Below are 24,369 nucleotides of genomic sequence, written 5' to 3'. Positions count from 1 at the left end.
TGAATTTTTAATAAACTTTTTAAACTTTGTTTTGCAAAAATTAGTTGTATATGAAGAAATTAACAATCAGTGTGCTTTCATTGGTTCTATCCTCTTCTGTGGCCTTAGCAGAGGCTCAGCAAAAAAAGAGTGATACCCTAAGAACAGGCGAAATTGAAGGCGTAGTCGTTACTGCGCTTGGAATTAAAAGAGAGAAAAAAGCCATCGGTTACTCCGTTTCACAGGTTGCAGGAGGAGATTTACAAAAGTCCGGCGAATCGAACGTCATTCAGGGATTGGCCGGGAAAGTGGCCGGAGTACAGGTCACCGGCGCCTCTGGAACACCAGGAGCATCAAGTAGAATTGTGATCAGGGGACAAAAATCCATACTGCTCTCAAGTCAGCCGCTCATTGTATTGGATGGGCAGATTATCGACAATTCTTATAACAACAATGCCGGATCAGGAACAAATATCGGCGGCGTTGATGATTCAAACAGGGCGGTAGATATCAACCCGGATGATATCGAAAGTGTTACCGTTCTTAAAGGAGCTGCTGCAGCTGCTTTATACGGTCAGGATGCCAGAAATGGTGTCATTATTTATGTGTCAAAAAAAGGCAAAAAGAGAAAAGGAATCGGTATAGATTTCTCAACATCTCTGGGTTTTGATAAGCTGAGCAATATGATCGCCATTCAAAAAACTTATGCAGCAGGTACTAATGGTGTTACCTACATTGCTCCGACGCAGTACGGAACAGATGGATTTCCTGTATCAGGCGGAACCATTCAAAGCTGGGGGCCGGCTATTTCAAGTGTTCCCGGGCTGCAAGCATATGATAATGTGAAAAACTTTTTTCAAACCGGGACTACCAGTAATTATAATGTTTCATTTTCAGGCGCAGGAGAAAATGGAAATTTCAGGGTTTCTTTCGGTCATTTAGATCAGGTAGGGATTGTGCCTAATACCAGCCTTAAAAAAACATCTTTTAATACAAGTAGCGAATATAAATTTACAGACAGATTAAAAGTGGGTGCCGACCTTCTTTATAGCAATACGACAGGTTTACGGGCACAAAAAGGAAGTAATACTGCCGGAATCATGCTTTCGCTATTACGTACACCGGCGTCTTATGATCTTAGAAACTTTCAGACAGAGCAGGGCTTTAACAAAAATTACTGGGGAGCATACGATAACCCATTCTATACCGTATACAATAATCCGTATACTGATGAAACCAATCGTGTGATCTTCAACGGACACATCAATTACAATTACAGCAAGTGGTTCAACGCTTTGGTGAGGGCTGGTGTAGATACCTATACTACTCACGCCCAACAGAATTATTCTTATTCAAGTAACGGGAATTCCACCGCCGACAGATCCGGACAGGTTATTGTAGACTCTTTCAACAAAAGCCTATACAATATTGATCTTATCTTTAATGGGATCGTGGACTTCACAGAGCATATTAATTTAAATTACAGCGTTGGAGCACAGATCAACTCTACCTTTTACAATGATCAGTATAGTGTCGGTTCATCTATGCTTGAACCTAATCAATACAATTTAAGTAATTTTTCTACACCTAAAGCTCAGAATGTGGATTACAGACAAATAAAAAGAGGAGTATTCGGATCTTTTGAGTTTGGATTTTATGATCAGTTTTATTTAACCGTTACCGGAAGAAATGATTGGAACTCCGCATTGCCGGTACAAAACAGGTCATACTTTTATCCATCGATGTCCGGATCGTGGCTTTTCAATAAAACACTTCAATTACCGGACTGGATCAGCCTTGGAAAATTGAGAGCTTCTTACGCAAGTACTTTTTCTGCACCGTCGTCATACAATATTATCACGCCATACATCACACCGGTGTTTACGGATTCCTTTGGCCCACAGTTAACATCCCCTTACAATGGGGTCGGAGCCTATGGGATCTCAACAATTTTATATAATGAAAATTTGAAGCCGGAACACAACAAAGAGTTCGAACTAGGGTTGGAATTGGAAATGTTTAAAAGATTACATGTTAACGCCAGTGCTTACAAATCGACCAATTATGATCTCATCATCAGACGTCCTGTTGCCCCATCTAACGGCTATCAGATTTCTTATACGAATGGTCCTACTGTAGAGAATAAAGGCTTGGAAGTAAGTTTAGGTTATGACATTCTTAAAAATGAAAACTTTGACTGGAATTTTACAGCTAACTGGACACTCAACAGAAATAAAGTTGTTGACTTAAATGGGGTTGATAATAACGCCCCGCAAGGAAGTGATTATTTCAGTGGAAATTTAACACCTTCTACAACCCTCGGTCAACCGTTAGGCGTATTTTATGGTACAGCATACCAAAGAGATAATGCCGGTAATTTAATTATAGGATCAAACGGTCTCCCGATATTGGCTGAAGGATCACAGTTGATTGGAAATCCAAATCCTGATTGGACCGGCGGTTTCAGAAACAACTTCAGATATAAAAATATATCTCTGAGTTTCTTACTAGATGTCAGAAAAGGCGGAGATATCTGGAACGGCACTTTAGCCAGACTGAACAGGTTGGGAATAACTCAGGCTTCTGCAGATAACAGGCAAGGTACATATATCATTCCTGGAGTATTGGAAAATGGCCAGCCAAACAATATTGCCATATCAAATAAAACATATTACGTAAGCTATCTCGGGGACGGATCGTTCAGCGCAAATGAAACAGCCGTGGAGAAAGATATTAACTGGGTAAGATTAAGAGATGTAAGCCTTAGTTATAATATAGGTAAAGTCCTTTCCCAATCGGCAGGCTTAACGTTTATCAGAAGTGCAGAAGTGATCTTCAGTGCCAGAAATTTATTCCTGATAACCAATTATAAAGGGATTGATCCCGAAAATTCATTCGCCGGATCAGAATCTAACACATTAGGGTTTGATTATTTTAATAATCCTAATACACGAAGCTATTTTCTAACATTCAAATTCGGATTTTAATTATGAAAAAACTTATATATACGGCAGGCACATCACTGATGATCATGTCTTGCCTGATCTCCTGCCAGCATGAACTGGATACTTTTAATGATAACCCCAATAGCCCTACGCATCTTTCAAGTCCCAGAACATTATTGACCGGTGCTGAGATAGGAACGATCAGCAATTCAACCGGAAATCTTCCCAGAACCTTAAGTTTATTTACACAGCATACCAATGGAAATCAGCTTCAGTCTTTGGACTATACCAATTATTTCCTTACCGAAACCGATGTTGAAACCGACTGGGCCAATATCTATCAGGCTGGTGTGAATCTTAACCAGATCATCAACCAGTTTGGTGCTGAAAACCCATATTATGATGGGATTGCAAGAGTATTAATGGCCATGAATATGGGTTATGCAACAGATGTCTGGGGAGATGTCCCTTTCTCCCAGGCTTTTCAGGGGAATTTCAATCTGAGTCCAAGGTATGATACGCAACAGCAGGTGATTTCACAGATTCAGTCTTACCTGGATAAAGCCGTTGCTGATTTTGAAAAACCTCAAAGTGCCAATAAAGGTTTACCCGAAACAGATGATTTGTTTTATGGGGGTGATATATCAAAATGGAAGAAGTTAGCGTATGCCTTAAAAGCGAGATATGCCCTGAGATTATCAAGAAAAGATAATACTGCTGCACAGAAAGCCTTAGATTACTCACAGCTCGCACTGGCTTCTGACAGTGATAATCTGGTAGCGACATTTGATGGCGGTAACAACCAGAACTTATGGTACGGATTCAACAATGCAAGATCAGGATATATGTCGATGGGAAAATATTTCATTGACCTGCTGAAAAACAATGCTGATCCGAGACTTCCTTTTTTTGCGTCACCGGATAGCCATAACCCATCAGGGTATTCAGGATCTGCGCCTGAAGATGCAGATTCGGATGCTTCACCTTTCGGAAGTTATTTTGCAGGCTCACCTTCAACCCCAAATATTATTTTTGGGTATAGCGAAATCAAATTTATCCAGTCTGAAGCCTACTTCAGGTTAGGAAATCTTCCGTCAGCCCAGGCTGCATTGAAAGATGCCGTCGCTTCTTCCATCAAGGAGGTTACGGGAACTGCAAATGACACGTACGCCACATCAGTATCCTCAACGGTAACTTTAGAGAATATTATCACTCAAAAGTATATTGCGCTATTTACGACGATGGAGCCATACAACGACTGGAGACGAACAGGATTCCCAACTTTAACTCCCAACCAAAACAGTCAGACGAAAAAGATTCCACTGAGATTAATGACTCCAAAGTCAGAAAGGATCTTGAATCAAAACGCCACTGTAGTGTCATCCATGTACACCCCGGTGTGGTGGGCCAATTAATCTTCTGGTTTTAATCTTCTAGTTTTAATATTCATATCGATCCGCCTTCGGGCGGTTTTTTTATTTCCGTATATTTGCGGTTCAGAATAGGGCCGGTGGGCTATTGTAAAATAACAGATAATGAATATTAAAAATATCATAGAAGAAAAACTTCTGGAAGTGATCCTTAATGTCTATCAGCTGAAAGGCATCGCTCTGGAAGTTCAGGAAAATAAAACAGAGTTCGAAGGAGATTTTACCATCGTTACATTTCCTTTGGTGAAACAGCTGAAGAAAAATCCCGAAGCCATAGGGGTCGAGCTGGGGGATGCCCTGACGCAGCAGACAGAACTTTTCGAAAGCTTTAACGTCGTAAAAGGTTTCCTGAATGTTAAAGTTAAAAATCATCTCTTTACCGATAACTTCAATGCTCTGGCGGAAGACTTTGATACGATTGAAAAGAAGGATGCGAAGGTCATGGTGGAGTATTCTTCACCGAATACCAACAAGCCCCTTCACCTGGGACACATCAGAAATAACCTCCTCGGCTTTTCCGTATCAGGAATTCTGGAAGAAGCAGGGTATGACGTGATCAAAACACAGATCATCAACGACAGAGGGATCCACATCTGCAAATCGATGCTGGCCTGGGAAAAGTTAGGCAACGGGGAGACTCCTGAAACAACCGGCATTAAAGGCGACAAGTTTGTAGGGAATTATTATGTGAAATTCGATCAGGAGTATAAAAAGGAAATCGCTGATCTGGTAACACAGGGGCTTTCCGAAGAACAGGCGAAAAAGGATGCGCCTCTCATGAAGGAAGCGCAAAAAATGCTTCTCGACTGGGAAAAAGGGGACGAAAAAGTACGCGCCTTATGGAACGAAATGAACTCTTGGGTGTACAAAGGCTTTGCTGAAACCTACCGGAGACTTGGGGTAAACTTCGACCAGGTACAATACGAAAGCAATACCTATATTTTAGGAAAAGACCTTATTCAGGAAGGGTTGGACAAAGGAGTCCTGTACCGGAAAGAAGACGGTTCCGTATGGTGTGATCTTACGGATGAAGGGCTGGATCAGAAATTATTGCTCCGTTCAGACGGTACCTCGGTATACATGACCCAGGATCTGGGGACGGCGGTAGAGCGTTTTAAGCAAAATGATATCCGGAAGCTGATTTATACCGTTGGAAACGAGCAGGATTATCATTTTCAGGTATTGTTCAAAATATTAGGAAAGCTTGGGTATGCCTGGGCAGATCAGTTGTACCACCTGTCTTACGGAATGGTTGAACTTCCGAACGGCAAGATGAAATCCCGTGAAGGGACAGTAGTCGATGCGGATGATCTGATGCAGGAAATGTACGATATCGCAAAGGCGGCTGCAGAAGATCTTGGCAAGCTGGAAGGTTTCACCGAAGAAGAAAAAGCCGAAAACTACGAAAGCGTCGGGATGGGCGCACTGAAATACTTCATGCTGAAGGTGGATCCGAAGAAAAAGATGCTGTTCAATCCTGAAGAAAGTATTGATTTCAACGGGAATACAGGGCCTTTCATTCAGTATACGTACGCCCGTATCCAGTCTCTTCTGGCTAAGGCGAATTTTGAATATAAGCCGATCAGTGATGTTCAGCTGAATCAATACGAAAAATCATTGATCACGCAGCTGGCCAATTATAAAGGCGTGGTTCAGAGAGCAGCCGAGGTATTAAGCCCTGCATTGATCGCCAATTATGTCTATGACCTTGTGAAAACCTATAACTCTTTCTATCAGAGCAACCCGATCATGAACCAGGAAGATGTAAATCTGAAACAGATCAGATTAAATCTGTCCGATCTTACGGCCAAAACCATCAAAAAGTCCCTGAATCTTCTGGGGATCAATACCGTAAACAGAATGTAAGCGAAATCTTCAGGATTCGTACTGAACATTTTCAGTCTTATAAATGAGTATAAAAAAAGCTGCGCAGGTTTCACCCGAAACCTGCGCAGCTTTTATCTAACTCCTGCTTAGGAGTTGCACAACTCCTAAGCACAAGTTGCCTCACTCTTCAGCATCTCTTCAGCAACTCTTGATTATCTTCTTTAATGAATGTCAAAATCTTCCTGTTTACGCAGGGAAAAGTTATTATTAATTCGAAGCCTTATTTAGCTTTCAGCTGTGTCTTTCGCTCTCTGGCTCTCTTCATACAATTTGGCGTCACTCCATTTCGCATGTTTGGAAGGGATGATCTTAAAGCCTCTTTTGTAGGCGTATATTTTGGTAAATTCTGCCCCGAAGAAAATCAACATGCAGGAATAATTGATCCACATCATGATCAGGATTACGGTACCCGCTGCCCCGAAAGCCGAGGTCGGTTTGGCTGTTCCGAAGTAAAGGCTTAAAAGGAATTTCCCTAAAGTAAATAAGACCGTGGTAAGAAATGCCCCCCGCCATACCGGTCTCCAGCTGATCTCAACATCCGGCAGCACTTTAAACATCAAAGCAAATAAAAGCATCGTTACAGAAAACCCGATGAGGTAATTTACGAGCTCTACCACCATATAGGTTTCCAGTCCGAAATAATTCGTGATCCAGTTATTCAGTAAGCTGATCAAAGACGAAAGCACCATGGTAATCATGAGTAAAAAACCGATGATCAGGATCATTCCCAGGGAGTTGGCTCTGTCGAGAAGGAATTTTACGAAAGCTTTCTTCGGAGCGGGCTGTACATCCCAGAGGCTGTTCAGAGAGCGCTGAAGCTGGAAGAATAAGGTGGTCGAACCGAAAACAAGGGAACCGACACCGACTGCTTTCATAAAGATATTTTCCTTATCGATTAAAGCCCCTGCGATCATATCCTGCACGCTTTGGGCGGCATCCTGGCCCATAAGACCGCTGATCTGGCTGCTGATCTGCCCGCGGATCGCTTCTTCACCGAAAAAATACCCGGCAATCCAGATGATAATGATCAGCAAACCCGGAATGGAGAATATGGCATAATACGCCAGACTTGCAGAGTCGTTGGAAGCGGTAGAATCGTTCCACTTCGTATAAGTTTCTTTTAAAGCTTCCCAGAAGAATTGTATTTTTTTTACCATGTATAAAAATTTAGAAAGGATACCCGATCGCGATGTTCAGGATGAGATTGTCTCTTCTCCAGGCTCCGTCTCCGAAATTGATTTTATCGAAAGTCCAACGGTCGCCTCTTTCATAATAAGGAACCCTCAGCGGCATGGCGAGATCAAGTCTCAGAATTAGGATAGAGAAATCAAGTCTCAGACCAACCCCGGCGCCCACGGCGATTTCGCTTAAAAATTCTTTTGAAAACTTCGCTCCGGGCCTGTCCGGATCATCATTCACGAGCCATACGTTTCCTGCGTCGGCAAAGACCGCAACATTTAAAAATTTATATAAATTGGCCCGGTATTCTGCATTCAGCTCGAGCTTGATGTCTCCCGACTGATCAAAATAATACCCGGATTCAATGGTTCTCGGATCAAAGCTTCCCGGTCCCAGTGTTCTTGCCCTGAAAGCCCTTACACTGTTACTTCCCCCGGAAAAGAACTGCCTCGAAAAAGGAATGTGCTCAGAATTTCCGTAAGGATAGGCGAGGCCGGCAATGGCTCTGGTGGCCAAAGAGGTTTTTTCCGTGAATTTATGGTAAAACCTGAAATCGTTTTCGATCTTCGCGTATTGGCTGAACGGTACGCCGAAGATGGTCTTTTGCTTGTCTTTCTTCACATCCGCTCCCGTCACGAGCCCTGTAATATTGCCCGCCAGATCCAGTGTTCCCTTATAATAAATGGTGCTGGGCTTGGAGAGCATGGTGTTCGTGTACGTATAAGAATAGGTAGGCCCAAAGATCAGCTGCCGTTCTACGACTCTTCTCATCGCATCGCTTTTTCGCGAAATCGAATCGTACAGAGGCGTGATATTAGCCGGTGAAACGTAGGTGACATCAAGGATCTTCAGGTCGTGTTCCTTCCTTGCGTTTTCTTTCCACACATAGCCGAATGATCCGCTGAACGTATTCAGGGTGTAATATTCCGTACGGTTCTGGAATTCGTAGCCTAATGTGATATTCGTTCTCGGCACAAAAGCACTGGAAGAATTAAACCTGAACGGTGCAACGATCCTCGGGATGGAAAGCTGTACATTGGTTCCTGCCCTGAAGATGTTTTTCGCATTTTCCGGACCGCCGATCTGTACGTCAAAAGCACCGTATACGGAAGCTTTAAACTGTTCTGCTCCCCGAAAGAAGTTTCTGTGCGTCCAGTTGAGATTCAGTTCGCTTCCTGCATAGTTGGCAGAGTTGGTTCTTCCCAAAGCTTCCAGCCGCAGCGACTGAAGTTCTCTCGGGGTCAGTAAGTAATACGCATCAAACTTATGCTGCAAAGAATCTGAAACAATGAACTCATTCTTCACAAATTTGAAGACTCCAAGACTGATCAGTCTGTTTAAAGTAAGGTTGTGATTGGTTCTGTTATACAAATCTCCTTTTTTAAAATATAAAGCCCTGTCGAAGATTCTGGGTTTGAATTTATGTTGAGGATCGATAACGTAAATGTCATTATAGGCATATTTACCGAGGGAGTCGGTATCCATCGGAACACTGTACTTCCCGTTTTTCACATCCTGGATGTTGTAATTCGGGAACACGATTACCTTGTCGATGCTGAACTGCTGGGTAGAAAGCTCAGGGGTATTGTCCTTCAGCTTTACGTTCATCTCTACCTTGTGGTTCTTGCTTACCGTGCTGTCTGCCTGTACGATGATGTTATCCGGGTGGAAATAATAAAACCCACGCTCCTTTAATCCGTTGTCAATCCTTTCTCTTTCAGATTTTATCACATCAAGATCAAAAGGCTGTCCTTTTTTCAGGAAAGTCTTATCCGTCAGGTTTTGTATTTCCCTGTTCACCAAGGTAGAATCCTGCTGGAATTTCACGTCGCTGATCAGGTATCTGGCTCCGGGTCTTACGGTGTAGATGACCTTCGCCTTTTTATTTTTGGCAACCGTGTCATACGTTGCCCTTGCATTGAAATAGCCTTTGTTTTCTGAATAATTTTCAATGATATCTTTATTGAATTCACGGTCTACGTCCCCAAGCAGTACGGGTTTTTCACCCAATTTATATTTTAGCCAGTAGTTGAATCCCTTTTCCTTTTTCGGTTCTTTGGCGATATTGTAGAAGAACAGTTTCGGTCTTAAACCCAGAAAGCTGGAGTTCGGTTTCGGAGTAAGATTAGCTTCCAGACCCGACTTCAGGTCTTTCTTCTCACTTTTGGAAATCGTATCATTTTCGATATTGATCTCTGCTCCGGTGTACAGCATCTGGCCCTCCTTCAGATACCTCGTATTACACGAGACTGCTGCGAAAGCAATCCCGAAAGTGAATGCATGTTTAAAGGATATTTTATAGTTTCTTTTCATTTATTTAAATTCTACGGCTTGGTTCTGTTTGCTTTTTCTTTCTTCTTTTTGCTTTTTGTTTTTGGACCTCTGGAAAATATCCCGGAATTTGTCGTAATCAAGGGTGATGATAAATCCTAATCCTGTTTCTACGATCTGTCCCTGCAGGGCGACCTGGTATTCGTTTTTACGGTAGGCCCTCAGCATGTATCTTCCGTCTTTTGAAAGGCTGTAGTCTACGGTGACATCTCCGGCGATATTGGTCATATTTTCATTCTGGCGCGCTTCGCCTTCCAGTCCGAAATTACTTCCAACAGAAACCTTCAGCCTGTCGTTGAGAAGTTTCTTGCTGATGTCGACATTCAGGTCGGTTCTGGTGTTCTTGGCTCCGGTAGAATAGTCTTCGGAAGATTCAAGATCAAAATTCAGATCAACGCCTTTGATGAGGTCGGAAGCAAGATTGTTTAATTGTTGAGAGAGAATTTTACTCACACTCTGTCTCGCCATCATTTCCCCTGAAAGCCCGGCTCCGGATTCAAAAGGATTTTCACCGATAAACCTGTTGAGCAACAATAAGGCAAAAACCTGTTTGTTCATCTCAGACTCCTGCGTTCTCAGCTGCGACAGCTTCTGGTCTACAATATCGGTAACGTTGGAAGAGACGGCATTGTTTTTCTCATCGGTCGTGATATCGAAAGTGATCACCGGTTTCAGCAGCTCGCCTTTCATCTTCAATAAGGTGTTGAAAGGGATTCTCTGCTTGAACTGATTGAGGGTGCCTGCACTTTCCCCGCTGATCTGCTGTTCCACGAGATCGATTGGGGCGGCTTCCGTTTTGTAGATTGCGGTGATATCAAGCATGGCAGTGGTCGGTTCACCCGTCCAGGTAATCGTGCTGCCTTTCTGAATATCAAATTTTCTTTTCAGCAAGCTTACCGACATTTCATAGCTTCCGGATTCTACTTCATAAACGCCGACAAGGGTCGTTTTCCCTGAAGGATCAATACCTCCGGTGAGTTCCGCTTCACCCTGGAGTTTCACAAAGTCGCCGTTGGCTTTATCAATTAATAACGATAATTTAGCTTCCTTGCTTAGCTCAATGTTGACGTTTACATCCATCCCTTTGATCCTGGTCTGGGAATTTAAAGAATCGGCTTTAACGGTTTTATTTAAAGCGACCTGATCCTGATCGATAAATTCCACGATGCCTTCTCTTTCCTGTAACGTAGGGGAAGACTGGGGAAGAACGAAGGTAAAGTCGGTGTCGTCGGAAACAGCCAAACGGCCGTCCACCTTTGGAAGATCCAGGTTTCCTTTGATATGCAATCCGGCATCAATAGAAAGGATACCATACATGATCGCATCATTGGACTTTTCTGAATTTACCACCTTGAAGTCTTTGGCATTGACATCGAGATTGAAGGCGAAATCCCTGTATGTTTCGGTAAGAACCTGCCCGTCGATGTTCAGGGAATTTCCGTCTTTATCGTTAATTTTAAAGTTGTTGAATTCAATGCCGCGGCTGGTAAAATCAATTTCATCATTCAGCTTTCGGAAGTCACTTCCGGTCTTGGCAATCTCAAGCCCGACATCATTGAATTTCACTTTACCTAAAATGTTCGGTTGGGTAGTCGTTCCGGTGATCTTCAGGTTTCCTGAAAGGTAGCCTTCGGTATTCGTCACGGCATTCATAGAGAACCCCTGTACGGACTTCATCTGAAGTTGGTTGATCGCCATGTTCAGATCAAATGTGCTCGAAGCGGTGTTGTAATCACCGAGAATCTTTACGTCATTATTGTTTCCGGAAAGGGCAATATCGGCATTGAGAATCTTCGGTGAGTTGTTATTTACTTTGATGGCAAGATTCCCCACAGGATTTTCATAGACGATCAGATCAGAGATATTCAGATCAGAAGTGAACGTCATATTTTTAGTCAGATCACGCAGCTGGGCTTTTCCGTTGATGGTTCCCCGGGCCAGTAGAGTGTCTTTTTTAATCAGCTCGGTAATCGTTTCTATTTTAAAATCTTTCAGGGAAACATTCAGCGGTGCGTTGGCCGACTGGCTTTCAGACTGCAGGAAGATTTCGCTTCTCGAATTGGATAATCTGAAATTGTCTGCCAGGATTCCTTTGCTGCTGATCTGTATTTTATTCCCTTCAGAAACGGTCCAGTCGGTATAATTCAGTTTTAAACCATTTGGATTCAGTGAGATTTCGGTGATGTCGTTCAGCGATTTTGCATTTCCTGCGATCAGGAATTGCGTTTCGTCTTTAGCATCTTTTGTGGTGATGTTGTAATTGATGATGTTGTTGGCAATATCTCCACCGATGTTTACTTTGTTTAAGGCAAAACTTGAGCTTTTCAATGCGGCAACATTCAAGTTATACTGTAAGGCCTGATTTTCATTGGTGACCTTTAAAGCTGCATTTTCGATCGTATTATCACCGTAGAGAAGCTGCGGAATCTGTCCGTCAATTTCTATTTTCTGAGTATCGGCATCGTAATTCCCGACTAAAGTAATCGTTTCAAAGCTCTTCAGCTCCGGAACGAATTTTCTGATGAGATCATCATTTTTGATTTTTGCATTAAAGGTAAAAAACTGTCCGGCATCAATTTTCTCAGTTTTAGCCGGTTTCTGGAACTGGTAATACTGGTTGATCGTCTGCGTCAAAGCACCGAATATCTGGGTAAGCCTGTATTTCCCTTTTAATTCCACATCGGCGATCTGCGAGTTGAAAACGATGTTGGTGGAATCAGCGGTGGATGATGCCTTCAGGTTGATCTCCTGAACAGGATAAATTTCTTTCGTATCTGAAAACGCGAAATCTTTTAAATTTAAATAGCCGTTCAAATGATCGGGATCAAGATTGGTAAAGTCACCATCAATTTTTCCGGCAAGGATCATCGGGTCTTTATAGAATCCGAGTTTATTGAGGTCAAGCTTCAAAACATTTCCGTTGATCTTTACCGTGGGATTCTTTTCATTATAAACTCCTGATGCCGTCAGCTGCATATTGGCGTTAGGATCTTTGGAATTCAATATGATATTGTAGGCTCCGCGTCTTATTTTCCCTGTGAGATTCATGTTCTGGTAGCGGTATCCTTTGTAAACGGCTGAAGCAACATGACCTCTGAGATCAGCATTGGCGTTTTTAAAATCAAAGCTTTCTCCTTTCGCATAAATCTGGGCTGAAACGGCGCCGATGTCTTTGTTTTTTATGATTCTTCCGATCTGTAATCCCTGCAAATTGGCTTTTACATCATACAACTCGCGGTTTTTTCTGCGCATGTCAACTTTTGCCACCACGGCAGCATTTCCGGAAGTGGAGTAGAGGTTGAGGTTGGCATCCACCACTTTGGTCGTTCCTTTGGCCATACCTTTAATGCTTATGTTGGAAGGAAGGGAAATATTGGAAGGAATGGTGTTTTTCGGAACCAGGTTATAGATTGTTTTTGCTGATGAAGAGAGCTCTGCAATCCTCAGATCATAGTACAGATTGTCCGGATTGGTTGCGTTTTTTATTCTTCCCGATGCTGCAACCCTCAGCTGATCAAGGCCTGATACTTTAAGATTGTCGATGAAAAGATCATTGACATTGCCTTTTACGTTGGCGTTAACATTTAAAACGGCATTTGGGTATTTATTGAAAGGTGCGGTATTGCGAAGATTCGGGGCCAGATTCAAAATGTCGGCAAAACCGATCTTTGAGTTTTTAATATTGGCTGAAATCTTCACGGCTCCCAGGTTTGAGCTCAACTGTTCAATGGAGTTGTAATTTAAAACCACTTCATCGCGCAGAATGGTTTTTGGGGTCTCCAGGTAAAGGTCTTTCAGGTAAGCTTCTTTTTCATTATACACGAAATCGGTATTGAATTCGCGGATATCCAGGCCTCTGGCTTCCTGTATTTCTGCGGAATTTACCGAACCGGCAAAAGTATTGTTCTGCATTTTAAAATCCCTCACCTCAACATTCAGTTTTGAAAAGTTCAGGTGATTGAAATCCATTCCCTGCCTGGTGGGAGCGATTGCGGTATTGTTATAGGCGACTTTTACATCATTAAGAACGAGTTTTCCCAGCAAAAGGGCCATTGCTTTCTGCGGTTCTGAGGTTTTGGAAACTTCAGGTTCTTCCTTTTTCGGATTGGCATTCTGTGAAGGAAGATAAAGATTGGCGTTAATATTGGCCCCTGAAAGGAATACATTGTCAACGTCGTATGCATTGTTTTCCAGATCAAGTTTATTAACCTTTGTGCTGAGCTCTTTAAACAAAACTTTTGCGAAAGTTCTGGTATTGTCGTCTCCGTAATCGATATCGAAGTTGGTAAGCTTTATTCCTTTCAGACCGATCTGCATCGGCTTTTTGTTGTTGAGGGAATCAACCTTCTTTTCTACTTTTTTGGAAACTTCTTCTACCAGATCCTGCTTCAGCTTTAGCTTCAGGCCGTCCAGGTTAATTTCGTTTACAGCATACTTATTATTCTGAAGGTCAAAGGTTTTTACTCTGGTGTTAAAAGATTTAAAGTAAAGTTTTATATCATTTCTGGATTGCTGGTCGTTGAAGGTAACACCGATATCTTTAAGATTAATTTTGTCCAATGAAATAATGAAAGGTTTTGAAGGGCTTTCTTCTTTGTCGGTCGTGGCAAAAGCATCAAGGATATAATCGAAGTTGAAAGTGCCGTCGGGTTTCCTTACCACGTTGGCCCTTGCGCCTTCGAGGTCTACAGAAGTAATGTCTGCCGTAGAGTTGAGCAGCTTCATCATGTTCAGCCCCACATCAAGTTTTTTTACGGCCAGAAGAGTGTCTATATTCTGCCCCTTTAAATAAAGATTTTCCATAACAAGACTGTTTGGAAAACCGATGTAAACCCTTTCCAGGCTTACTTTTGTTTTGATTTTTTTCTCAAGGTAAACAACCAGTTTGTCTTTGACGAAGTTCTGAACTATAGGAAGCCTTAAGCTAAGAATAAGCAGCGTAAAAAATACCAGAATGGATATAATGGTAATAATAAAACGCCGTAAGAGTTTTCTTTTGTTGATTTTCAGTTTCAAGAGTGATTGGGTTTAAAACAAATATAGCAATACTAATTGTACTGCTTATCTGTTGTGGTACGCTTTGCGTATGCAAAAATCCTGCCTTGACTGCCATTCTAATGGAATTTAGTTTAGTTGATTGTCAAGTGAATAGTTGATGCTGACAGTCAAAGCCTGGATTTGTTTTTAAAAAAGCCCCCTTTTTCTCATTTTCTTTAATTGAAAAGGTTTTAGCAAAAATGAATTTATAAGTGTTGGTTTAGTTTGTAAAAAGGGGGCTTGGCATGGTTTAAAGACTATATTTTTAGGTTATTGGTTTTAGTTGTTTCCGTTTTCCCAGTGTACTTCTTTTCCCTGCGGAGCTGCACCTCCCTGGGCCGGCGTAATGGGCGCTGTTTCCTGATTGATGTGATAGATGTAGGCTGCGATTTTTTCGGCATCTCTTCCGGTGATGGTTCCTTCTTTTACCAAAGGACGCATGGTAGGGTTGTTGGGAGATCCGTTTTCGAGCATCCAGATTACATTTTTAAAGAGACTTTTTTCTTTCACATTGATCCAGTGGCTATCGGTAAGATTTGGGCCGATTCCTCCTTTAGCTCCTTCTCCGTGGCAGGTGGCACAATTGGTTTTGAAAAGTTCCTGGCCTTCTGCGATGTTATCGGCGCTGTATTTTGCGGTTTCAAGGGTGACCTGAGGTGCTGTTTTTTCATATTCTGCAATGGAAGCCAGCATGGTTTTGGTTTCGTGCGTCAGTTCTGCTTCAGGGTGGGCATAATCGGTGAATGAGAACGCGGTAAGATACACGGCGCAGAAAATACATCCGAACCAGAAAAGGCCGATCCACCATTTCGGAAGCGAGTTGTCAAGCTCTGTGATTCCGTCGAATCCATGATCGATAAGGATGTCTTTTTCCTCAGTTGCCGATTGTTTTTTGAATGCTGAATTCCAAAGCTTCTGAAAGTAAGGCGTATTTTTGTCTTTCAGATAGAGTGCTTTTTCTTCATCCGACAGTTTGGCGAAATTCTGATTCTCGATCAGGTCTCCGATAGAGTTCATGATCAGAAGAAGAATGACCGCGATCAGCATCAGTCCCCAGAAAAACGGAGAAGAAAAATATCCTGAATCGTGCGCGAACATTTCGAATGCCATGATCGTCAAACCGATGGTGACAATAATGTATACTGAAATGGGGGTTCTTGTTTTCATTGCTAATTGATTTAAATTATTCTGCGCTTGCGGTTTGAATCTGTGTGGTTTTGATGTCTGTTCCGAGTCTTTGCAGATAGGCGATCATGGCTACGATCTCCCTGTCTTCAAGCGGAACGAAAGATGCGCCTTTTGCCACTTTGTCCTTTTCCACCTGCTGCTTCACATCAACCGCCTCGGAATAAATTCTTTTCACGATGCCTTTCGCCTGATTGTCGGCCCATGAGTTTGCAGAATCTATTTCAGCTTTTGTGTAAGGCACATCGAAATAATTTTTCATCAGTCTCATTTTGTCTACCATTTGGCCTTTATCCAGTTTATTGGTGATCAGCCAGGGGAAACGCGGCATAATAGAACCTGCTGAAGTAATCCTTGGATTGTACATGTGTTTGAAGTGCCATGAGTCAGGGTTTCTTCCGCCTTCTCTGTGAAGATCAGGTCCGGTTCTTTTTGATCCCCAAAGGAATGGTCTGTCGTATACGAACTCTCCCGCTTTGGAATACTGTCCGTTCTTGCCTTCAAATCTTACAATTTCGTCGCGGAACGGTCTGATCATCTGTGAGTGACAGGCATTACATCCTTCTCTGATATATAAATCTCTTCCTTCAAGTTCCAGCGGAGAGTATGGTTTTACAGCGGTGATGGTCGGTACGCTTTGTTTCAGTGTTAATGTAGGAATGATTTCCACCAAGCCACCGATTGCCACCGTAACGAAAGCCAGTATTGCCATGACTCTTGGGGTTCTTTCAATCCAAAGGTGTAATCCTTCACCTTCTTTTCTGGCGGTTCCGATATTGGCGAGGGCAGGAGCTTCCGCAGGTACATTTTTCTGGAATGAACCGGCTCTGATTGTTTTTATCACATTCACCACCATTAAAATGGCCCCTGAAATATAGAACAGACCTCCTAAGAATCGCATTTTGTAGTAAGGAATGATCGCTGTCACGGTGTCCAGCCAGTTTTTCCAAACCAATGTTCCGTCCGGGTTAAACTGCTTCCACATTAATCCTTGTGTGAAACCTGAGATATACATGGGTACCGCGTAGAAAATGATCCCCAATGTTCCCAGCCAGAAGTGCCAGTTGGCCAGTTTTTTAGACCAAAGGGATGTTCTCCACATCACAGGAATCAGGTAATATACGATACCGAATGCCATGAAACCGTTCCATCCAAGAGCTCCGATGTGCACGTGACCGATTACCCAGTCGGTGTAGTGTCCTATTTTATTTAAAGATTTTGTGGCTAATAAAGGTCCTTCAAACGTGGCCATACCATAGCATGTTACCGCCACAACGAAGAATTTAAGAATAGGATTCTCTCTTACTTTATCCCATGCGCCTCTTAAAGTCAGTAATCCGTTCAGCATACCTCCCCATGATGGTGCGATCAGCATGATGGAGAATCCTGTTCCCACCGCCTGAGCCCAAGCCGGAAGCGCCGTATACTGAAGGTGGTGAGGACCGGCCCAAAGGTAAACGAAGATCAGTGACCAGAAGTGAATGATCGATAATTTATAAGAGAACACCGGTCTGTCTGCCGCTTTCGGTAAGAAATAGTACATCAAACCAAGCACCGGCGTTGTCAGTACGAATGCAACCGCATTGTGACCGTACCACCACTGTACCAGGGCATCTTTGGCGCCTGCATAGATGGAATATGATTTCCATGTAGTGAATGATAGAGGTACCTCCAGGTTATTGAAAATATGGAGCATGGCCACAGCTAGCCAGGTTCCAAGGTAGAACCAGATGGCCACATATAAGTGTCTTACCCGTCGTTTGGCAATGGTTCCGAACATATTGATCCCGAAGATTACCCAGGAGATAGTAATTAAAATATCGATCGGCCATTCGTGTTCTGCATATTCTTTAGAAGTATTGATTCCCATTAGGAAAGTAATAACTACAGAAACGATCATGATCTGCCAGGTCCAGAAGTGCATCCATGATAAGGTATCGCTGTACATTCTGGTTTTCAGCAGCCTCTGCATGCTGTAATAAGCACCGCAGAAAAAGGAGTTACAAACAAAAGCAAAAATCACGGCACTGGTATGCAGCATTCTGATTCTTCCGAAGCCTAAAGCTCCCTGGCTGTTTATTAATCCCTGGATATTTCCTGATGCCAGACTTTTGATCGTGGTGTCATCCGTTCCAAATAAAAATTCGGGAAGTTCGGGGTAAAAAAGCATCAGCGCAGCGGTAAGACCGAGTAGAAAACCGACCAGACCAAATGCAATTGTAGCATAGAGAAATGCTCTGACAATATTATTGTCATAATTAAATTTTTGCGTCTCCATAATTCCTAATGTGTTGTCCTGAAGTGATATTTTTTTCTTTTAAAACCTGAGTTTTAATGTAAATTTTTAACTTAAGTCTCAATAAATAAAAATATCATGTAGCGTAATAATGTTTTGCCAAAGGTATTCACTAACTTTGTGTAAGTCTAATAGATATTCTTCTAAATTATACTGAAAACTACTAAAACGGCATGGTATGAAAATATGTGGTCAAAACATAAGGAAAATCCGCAGGAACAGGGATTTTACACAGGAATATATGGCCTTTGAAATGGGGATCTCACAGAAAGCATATTCTGATATTGAAAACTCCAAAGTGAAGATCAACCTGGAAATTCTTACTAAAATTTCCGATATTTTAGGGATAAAGCCCTCTGAAATCTGCAGTATTTCCGACAAATGCGGAACGAATGGCTACGAAGAAAAGTATCATGATCTTCTTCAGTACGTCAGAAAAAAGGGGATCTCTATTCCGGATGATCTTGTTTAAAAATTATTAACAAAATAAAACGACCTGGAATGGATTTAAAAAAAGCAGGAGCAATCTTACTGGGAACCTGTGCAATGACCATTGTATTCTTTTTCATTGATATCAATTTTTATAGTGACCAAGAGTTTACCAAAGACAACGTAAACGAAATTCTGCTATGGTCATTGGGGAGAGGTTTTGTTGTTTCTCTTGCCGTTTATATAGGCAATCATTACAGGTCTTTGCAAAAGAAATAATAATCAAATTATTGTTAATTCAGTGTTAAAAATAAAAAAATTAGCATTTATAAGATAAATGTTTTTATAGTTTAAAATCAGTGAAATTGTAAATCGATTGCAAGATAAATGCTTTTATGTAGTTTTTTTTATTAATGATTTAATAAACATAATGATTTATAAAGAATTTGTTTTGATAATTTTTTAACAATCACTTTTTATTATGAATTCATAAAAATAATTAGAGATAAAAATCCTATCTAATAATTAATATTTAATCCTATTTTTGTAAAAAAAAATCAAATGAGCTCACGTTTTATGATTGGAGTAATGGAAAAGTAAACAGCCTGTTGTATATGAGATTGTAAACTTTCTCATTTTTAAAAGGTTAAATATTAATAAGTAACTATTCTTTTGTGCTTAATAAAGTTTTCTCATCTATTTTTATGGAAGTAATAACAAAACGTTTAAATAAATCAAACTTTTGTTGTTGCTGGTTTTATTGATACAATATTGGTATGGAAAAAAATGTGCTTTTTGTTCCAATAGAAAAACGTTGACATTAATTAGATTATGAAAATTGGATTGGGTATTAGGGTATTACTAGAAAATATTATTCAGAGAAAGATAATTTTACTTCTAAAAAATATTTATAATTCTATCATAAACAACTCATTGTACGATATAGAAGAATTTAACACCCAATTATAAGTTTAATATTATATATAAATTATGAAAACAAAACATCTTATCGTTTTTGGAACTCGCCCGGAAGCAATAAAAATGGCTCCGCTGGTTAAAGAATTTTTAAAACATGATGATTTTGATACAAAAGTGTGCGTTACTGCACAGCATAGAGAAATGCTTGATCAGGTTTTGGATTTCTTCGATATCAAACCTGATTATGATCTGGATTTAATGAGACCAAACCAAAATTTGTACTCCCTGACTGCAGATATTATTACTCAGCTCAAACCTGTTTTAGAGGATTTTAAACCGGATTTTGTTTATGTACATGGAGACACCACCACCACGATGGCAGCAAGCATAGCTTCTTTTTATTCAGGGGCAAAGGTTTGTCACGTTGAGGCTGGACTGAGAACTCATAACAAGCGCTCTCCTTTTCCGGAAGAAATCAATCGCCAGGTAGCCGGCAGAATTGCAGATTACCACTTTGCACCCACAACTACTTCAAGAAATAATTTATTGCAGGAAAACGTAAAAGACGATAGTATTCTGGTAACCGGAAATACGGTTATCGATGCTCTTTTAGATAGTTCTGTGCGTATAAACACAATTGAGAACCAGGAAATCGAATACTTAAAGACAATTGTTAGTCCAGATAAAAGACTAATATTAGTAACCGGACACCGAAGAGAAAATCATGGCCAGGGATTTGCTAATATCTGTGAAGCTTTAAAGGAAATAGGAGTAAACAATCCTGATGTGCAGATTATTTATCCGGTACATTTGAATCCCAATGTGAAAGTTCCGGTGTATGAAATTCTTTCAGGAATTGATAATATACAGCTCATTGATCCATTGGCATATCCCGCGTTTGTATGGCTGATGAATAAGGCATATATGATTATTACAGATTCAGGAGGCGTACAGGAAGAGGCTCCAAGTCTGGGAAAACCTGTTCTGGTGATGAGGGATACAACAGAGCGGCCCGAAGCTGTAGATGCGGGAACCGTAATTCTGGTAGGGACAGATAAAAGTAAAATTGTAGCAGAAGCGCAAAGTCTATTAGATGATAAAAATTGTTATCAATCGATGAGCGAGCTGCACAACCCTTATGGTGATGGAAAAGCTTGTGCGCGTATAGCAGAATTTATCAAAACGAAATAATTGATTAGAAAATAATATGAATCCAAAAGTAGTCACAATAGGGTTGGGATATATAGGTTTACCAACTTCAGCACTAATTGCAAATAATAAGATACCCGTTCATGGAGTAGACATATCACAGCATGTTGTTGATGTCATTAATGCCGGTAAGATCCATATTGTAGAACCTGAGCTGGATCAGGCTGTTGCAAAAGCAGTAGCAGACGGTTTTCTTAAGGCAGATACTAAGCCTGTACAGGCCGAAACTTATTTAGTGGTGGTTCCAACACCTTTTAAAGGAAATCATGAACCGGATATTTCTTATGTAAAGGCGGCTACTACGGCCATAATTCCTTTATTAAAAGAAGGAGATTTATACATCATAGAATCGACCTCACCAGTAGGAACTACAGAAAAGATGATGGAATACATTTTTGCGGAAAGACCGGAATTACAAAATAAAATTTATTTAGCATACTGTCCGGAAAGGGTTTTGCCAGGAAACGTAATGTATGAATTGGTAAATAATGATCGTGTAATAGGCGGGGTGAATGAAGAATCTACCCAGAAAGCACTGGCATTTTACAGACAATTCGTACAGGGAGAGCTGCATCCAACCAATTCCCGTACTGCAGAAATGTGCAAATTAACTGAAAATTCATCCCGGGATGTACAAATAGCATTTGCAAACGAATTATCTTTGATTTGTGATAAAGCGGGAATTAATGTTTGGGAACTAATTTCGCTGGCAAATAAACATCCTCGTGTTAATATTTTACAACCCGGTTGCGGTGTAGGAGGGCATTGTATTGCCGTTGATCCTTATTTTATTACGGCAGAGTTCCCCATGGAGTCCCGAATTATTGCACAGGCGCGTGAAACCAATAATTACAAATCGTTTTGGTGTGCAGAGAAAATTAAAAATACACGTTTACAATTTGAATTGAAAAATGGTCGTGAGCCGTCAATCGCTATCATGGGATTAGCTTTTAAACCCAATATTGATGACCTACGTGAATCTCCTGCTATTCAGATTACGGAACGTGTTCTGCAGGATTCCGGCGATGCAGATTTATTCATTGTAGAACCGAACGTACATGAGCATAAAGTATTTAAACTGACAGATTATCAGGTAGCTGCAGAAAAAGCTGATATTGTGGTTTTACTGGTCGCACATAATGAATTTAAAAATTTGTCGTTCAAAGAAACTCAGGTTGTGTTGGATTTTTGTGGAATTGTAAAATAGAAACATGAATATACTTAATCTTATAGGTAGATCTAAAGAATTATTTTCTAATGATATACAAAATCATGAAGCTGAATTGAAATCAATCGTTTCATCTTCAAAATTTTTAGTCATTGGAGGTGCCGGATCAATAGGTTCTGCAACAACTAAGGAGATTTTTAAACGGAATCCTAAAAAGCTTCACGTTGTCGATATCAGTGAAAATAATATGGTTGAGCTTGTTCGTGATATCAGAAGTCTATATGGATATATTGATGGTGATTTCCAAACTTTTGCACTGGATATTGGCTCCATTGAGTACGACGCTTTCTGGGAAGCCGATGGAGAATATGACTATATTCTGAATCTTTCAGCATTAAAACATGTAAGAAGTGAAAAAGATCCTTATACTTTGATGCGAATGATTGATGTGAACATTTTTAATACAGATAAAACTTTACGGCAGTCTATTGAAAAAGGTGTGAAGAAATACTTTTGTGTTTCCACAGATAAAGCAGCTAATCCTGTAAATATGATGGGGGCATCTAAACGCATAATGGAAATGTTTTTAATGCGCAGGAGTAAGGATATTACAATTTCTACAGCACGTTTTGCAAATGTAGCTTTCTCAGACGGCTCTCTATTATATGGGTTTAATAAACGTATAGAAAAAAAACAGCCTATTGTAGCACCTAATGATATCAAAAGATATTTTGTTATTCCAAAAGAATCTGGTGAACTATGCCTGATGTCTTGTATTTTTGGAGAAAATAGAGATATCTTCTTTCCGAAGCTAAGTGAAAATCTTCATTTAATAACCTTTGCAGAAATTGCGGAAAAATATTTAAAAGAAATTGGCTATGAGCCCTATTTGTGTAAAGACGAAAATGAAGCCAGAGAATTGGTTCACATTTTACCACAACAAGGAAAATGGCCTTGTTTATTTACAGGAAGTGATACTACAGGTGAAAAAGATTTTGAAGAATTCTTTACAGATAAAGAGGTTTTAGATATGGATCGTTTTGAAAACCTGGGAGTTATTAAAAATAAGCTGAATATTGAAGAAGATAAACTAAATTTGTTTGAAGAAAATATCAATTCAATGAAAATAGCTCGCAAGTGGGAAAAACAAAAAATTGTTGATCTTTTTTTTAGCATGATTCCAGACTTTGGACATAAAGAGACTGGAAAATATTTAGATTCCAAAATGTAATGATGGAGCATATTCAACAAATGGTCTCGTTTATAAGAGATCAATATAAGACTGATCAATTTATTCCTTTACACGAACCCCGTTTTCGTGGGAATGAAAAAAAATATTTGAATGATACGATTGATTCTACTTTTGTATCATCAGTGGGGGCGTATGTAGACCAATTTGAAAATATGATGGAGGATATTACAGGAGCGACAAAAGCTGTGGCTGTTGTTAATGGTACTTCTTCATTGCAGGTTGCCTTAAGGCTTGCCGGAGTACAATCAGGAGACGAAGTAATCACACAGGCGTTATCATTTATCGCTACCGCAAACGCTATTGCATATAATAATGCTTCACCTATTTTTTTAGATGTAGACCTTGATACAATGGGGCTTTCTCCAAAAGCTGTTGATGCTTTTTTAGAAGAGTTCGGCGAAATCAGAGATAGTGGATGTTTTAATAAATCCACGGGTAAAAAAATAGCTGCTTGTATGCCTATGCACACGTTTGGTTTCCCTGTACATATGGATGAATTGTTAAAAATATGTTCCAAATGGAATATACCCGTAGTAGAAGATTCTGCTGAATCTTTAGGAAGCTATTACAAAGGAAAACATACCGGTACCTTAGGCTTATTAGGTGGTTTTTCCTTTAATGGAAATAAAACAGTGACCTGTGGTGGTGGTGGCTCAATTGTAACCAATGATGTTGAGCTTGCCAGACATGCAAAATATCTTACAACAACTGCCAAAAGACCTCATCCTTATGAATTTTTCCATGATGAGCTGGGTTATAATTTTAGAATGCCTAATCTGAATGCAGCATTAGCATGTGCACAATTGGAGCAGCTTAATACTTTTATTGAAGATAAAAGAGCTTTAGCGCTGGCCTATTCAGAACTATTTGAAAATTTAGGAATCAGATTTCGCCGGGAAACACCTGATACTAAAGCAAATTATTGGTTAATGTGTATTGAACTGGATAACAAAATTGAGAGAGACAATTTCTTAAAATTAACAAATGAACAAAGCATTATGACCCGTCCTATCTGGACACTTACTTATCGTTTGCCAATGTATGAGCATTGCCAGAGGGATGCGCAAACCAATGCAGAATTTTTAGAAGAAAGAATAGTAAATATTCCAAGTAGTGTAAGATAA

General features: G+C 40.5%; 14 protein-coding genes. 9 read left to right on the top strand and 5 right to left on the bottom strand.

Translation table 11 applies throughout. The features are described 5' to 3' along the window. Positions 1-50 precede the first annotated feature (50 nt). From AC0N32_RS15550 to argS, 3 genes are all read left to right on the top strand, one after another. Positions 51-2,966, top strand: a complete 2,916-nt coding sequence (locus tag AC0N32_RS15550; RefSeq protein ID WP_476394773.1) for a SusC/RagA family TonB-linked outer membrane protein — start codon at positions 51-53, stop codon at positions 2,964-2,966. 2 nt (positions 2,967-2,968) lie between these two features. Beyond that, positions 2,969-4,339 (top strand): SusD/RagB family nutrient-binding outer membrane lipoprotein, encoded by a 1,371-nt coding sequence (locus AC0N32_RS15545; protein WP_476394772.1) that lies wholly within the window; start codon positions 2,969-2,971, stop codon positions 4,337-4,339. 120 nt (positions 4,340-4,459) lie between these two features. Next, positions 4,460-6,220 (top strand): arginine--tRNA ligase, encoded by a 1,761-nt coding sequence (gene argS, locus AC0N32_RS15540; protein WP_476394771.1) that lies wholly within the window; start codon positions 4,460-4,462, stop codon positions 6,218-6,220. A 245-nt stretch (positions 6,221-6,465) separates the two neighbouring features. Here the strand turns inward: argS and AC0N32_RS15535 are convergent, their stop codons facing one another. From AC0N32_RS15535 to ccoN, 5 genes are all read right to left on the bottom strand, one after another. Beyond that, the gene (locus tag AC0N32_RS15535) at positions 6,466-7,398 is read right to left on the bottom strand and encodes a YihY/virulence factor BrkB family protein (RefSeq protein WP_476394770.1); all 933 of its coding nucleotides are present in this window, start codon (positions 7,396-7,398) and stop codon (positions 6,466-6,468) included. 10 nt (positions 7,399-7,408) lie between these two features. Next, positions 7,409-9,733 (bottom strand): translocation and assembly module lipoprotein TamL, encoded by a 2,325-nt coding sequence (gene tamL / locus AC0N32_RS15530; protein ID WP_476394769.1) that lies wholly within the window; start codon positions 9,731-9,733, stop codon positions 7,409-7,411. After that, positions 9,734-14,767 carry a translocation/assembly module TamB domain-containing protein gene (locus AC0N32_RS15525; protein WP_476394768.1) on the bottom strand — a complete coding sequence of 1,678 codons (5,034 nt, stop codon included), beginning with the start codon at positions 14,765-14,767 and terminating at the stop codon, positions 9,734-9,736. A gap of 300 nt (positions 14,768-15,067) precedes the next feature. Beyond that, a complete protein-coding gene (locus AC0N32_RS15520; RefSeq protein ID WP_476394767.1) occupies positions 15,068-15,955 on the bottom strand; it encodes a c-type cytochrome in 888 nt (295 codons plus the stop codon). Positions 15,956-15,971: 16 nt separating this feature from the next. After that, positions 15,972-18,251 (bottom strand): cytochrome-c oxidase, cbb3-type subunit I, encoded by a 2,280-nt coding sequence (gene ccoN, locus AC0N32_RS15515; RefSeq protein WP_476394766.1) that lies wholly within the window; start codon positions 18,249-18,251, stop codon positions 15,972-15,974. A 196-nt stretch (positions 18,252-18,447) separates the two neighbouring features. On the opposite strand from ccoN, the gene AC0N32_RS15510 reads away from it, so the two are divergent. The 6 genes from AC0N32_RS15510 to AC0N32_RS15485 all read left to right on the top strand — a co-directional run bounded on the left by AC0N32_RS15510 (position 18,448) and on the right by AC0N32_RS15485 (position 24,369). After that, complete coding sequence (locus tag AC0N32_RS15510; RefSeq protein ID WP_476394765.1) at positions 18,448-18,741, top strand: helix-turn-helix domain-containing protein; 294 nt, start codon at positions 18,448-18,450, stop codon at positions 18,739-18,741. A gap of 29 nt (positions 18,742-18,770) precedes the next feature. After that, positions 18,771-18,977 (top strand): hypothetical protein, encoded by a 207-nt coding sequence (locus AC0N32_RS15505; protein ID WP_476394764.1) that lies wholly within the window; start codon positions 18,771-18,773, stop codon positions 18,975-18,977. Between the two features lie 711 nt (positions 18,978-19,688). After that, positions 19,689-20,807 (top strand): non-hydrolyzing UDP-N-acetylglucosamine 2-epimerase, encoded by a 1,119-nt coding sequence (wecB, locus tag AC0N32_RS15500; protein WP_476394763.1) that lies wholly within the window; start codon positions 19,689-19,691, stop codon positions 20,805-20,807. 16 nt (positions 20,808-20,823) lie between these two features. Further along, on the top strand, positions 20,824-22,032 hold the full coding sequence (gene wecC / locus AC0N32_RS15495; protein ID WP_476394762.1) for a UDP-N-acetyl-D-mannosamine dehydrogenase: 1,209 nt from the start codon (positions 20,824-20,826) through the stop codon (positions 22,030-22,032). Between the two features lie 4 nt (positions 22,033-22,036). Beyond that, positions 22,037-23,224 carry a UDP-N-acetylglucosamine 4,6-dehydratase gene (locus AC0N32_RS15490; protein ID WP_476394761.1) on the top strand — a complete coding sequence of 396 codons (1,188 nt, stop codon included), beginning with the start codon at positions 22,037-22,039 and terminating at the stop codon, positions 23,222-23,224. A 2-nt stretch (positions 23,225-23,226) separates the two neighbouring features. Next, entirely contained in the window at positions 23,227-24,369 is a 1,143-nt protein-coding gene (locus AC0N32_RS15485; protein ID WP_476394864.1) for a LegC family aminotransferase, read from the top strand.

The organism is Chryseobacterium endophyticum (genome assembly GCF_056333165.1).
Note: the sequence above shows the minus strand (reverse complement) of the source record. Positions and strands in the feature narration are given on the sequence as shown.

Excerpts from the sequence above, each read along its gene's own strand:
- AC0N32_RS15550 (WP_476394773.1), top strand. The coding sequence starts at position 51 with ATGAAGAAATTAACAATCAGTGTGCTTTCATTGGTTCTATCCTCTTCT.
- AC0N32_RS15545 (WP_476394772.1), top strand. The coding sequence starts at position 2,969 with ATGAAAAAACTTATATATACGGCAGGCACATCACTGATGATCATGTCT.
- argS (WP_476394771.1), top strand. The coding sequence starts at position 4,460 with ATGAATATTAAAAATATCATAGAAGAAAAACTTCTGGAAGTGATCCTT.
- AC0N32_RS15535 (WP_476394770.1), bottom strand. The coding sequence starts at position 7,398 with ATGGTAAAAAAAATACAATTCTTCTGGGAAGCTTTAAAAGAAACTTAT.
- tamL (WP_476394769.1), bottom strand. The coding sequence starts at position 9,733 with ATGAAAAGAAACTATAAAATATCCTTTAAACATGCATTCACTTTCGGG.
- AC0N32_RS15520 (WP_476394767.1), bottom strand. The coding sequence starts at position 15,955 with ATGAAAACAAGAACCCCCATTTCAGTATACATTATTGTCACCATCGGT.
- ccoN (WP_476394766.1), bottom strand. The coding sequence starts at position 18,251 with ATGGAGACGCAAAAATTTAATTATGACAATAATATTGTCAGAGCATTT.
- AC0N32_RS15510 (WP_476394765.1), top strand. The coding sequence starts at position 18,448 with ATGAAAATATGTGGTCAAAACATAAGGAAAATCCGCAGGAACAGGGAT.
- AC0N32_RS15505 (WP_476394764.1), top strand. The coding sequence starts at position 18,771 with ATGGATTTAAAAAAAGCAGGAGCAATCTTACTGGGAACCTGTGCAATG.
- wecB (WP_476394763.1), top strand. The coding sequence starts at position 19,689 with ATGAAAACAAAACATCTTATCGTTTTTGGAACTCGCCCGGAAGCAATA.
- wecC (WP_476394762.1), top strand. The coding sequence starts at position 20,824 with ATGAATCCAAAAGTAGTCACAATAGGGTTGGGATATATAGGTTTACCA.
- AC0N32_RS15490 (WP_476394761.1), top strand. The coding sequence starts at position 22,037 with ATGAATATACTTAATCTTATAGGTAGATCTAAAGAATTATTTTCTAAT.
- AC0N32_RS15485 (WP_476394864.1), top strand. The coding sequence starts at position 23,227 with ATGGAGCATATTCAACAAATGGTCTCGTTTATAAGAGATCAATATAAG.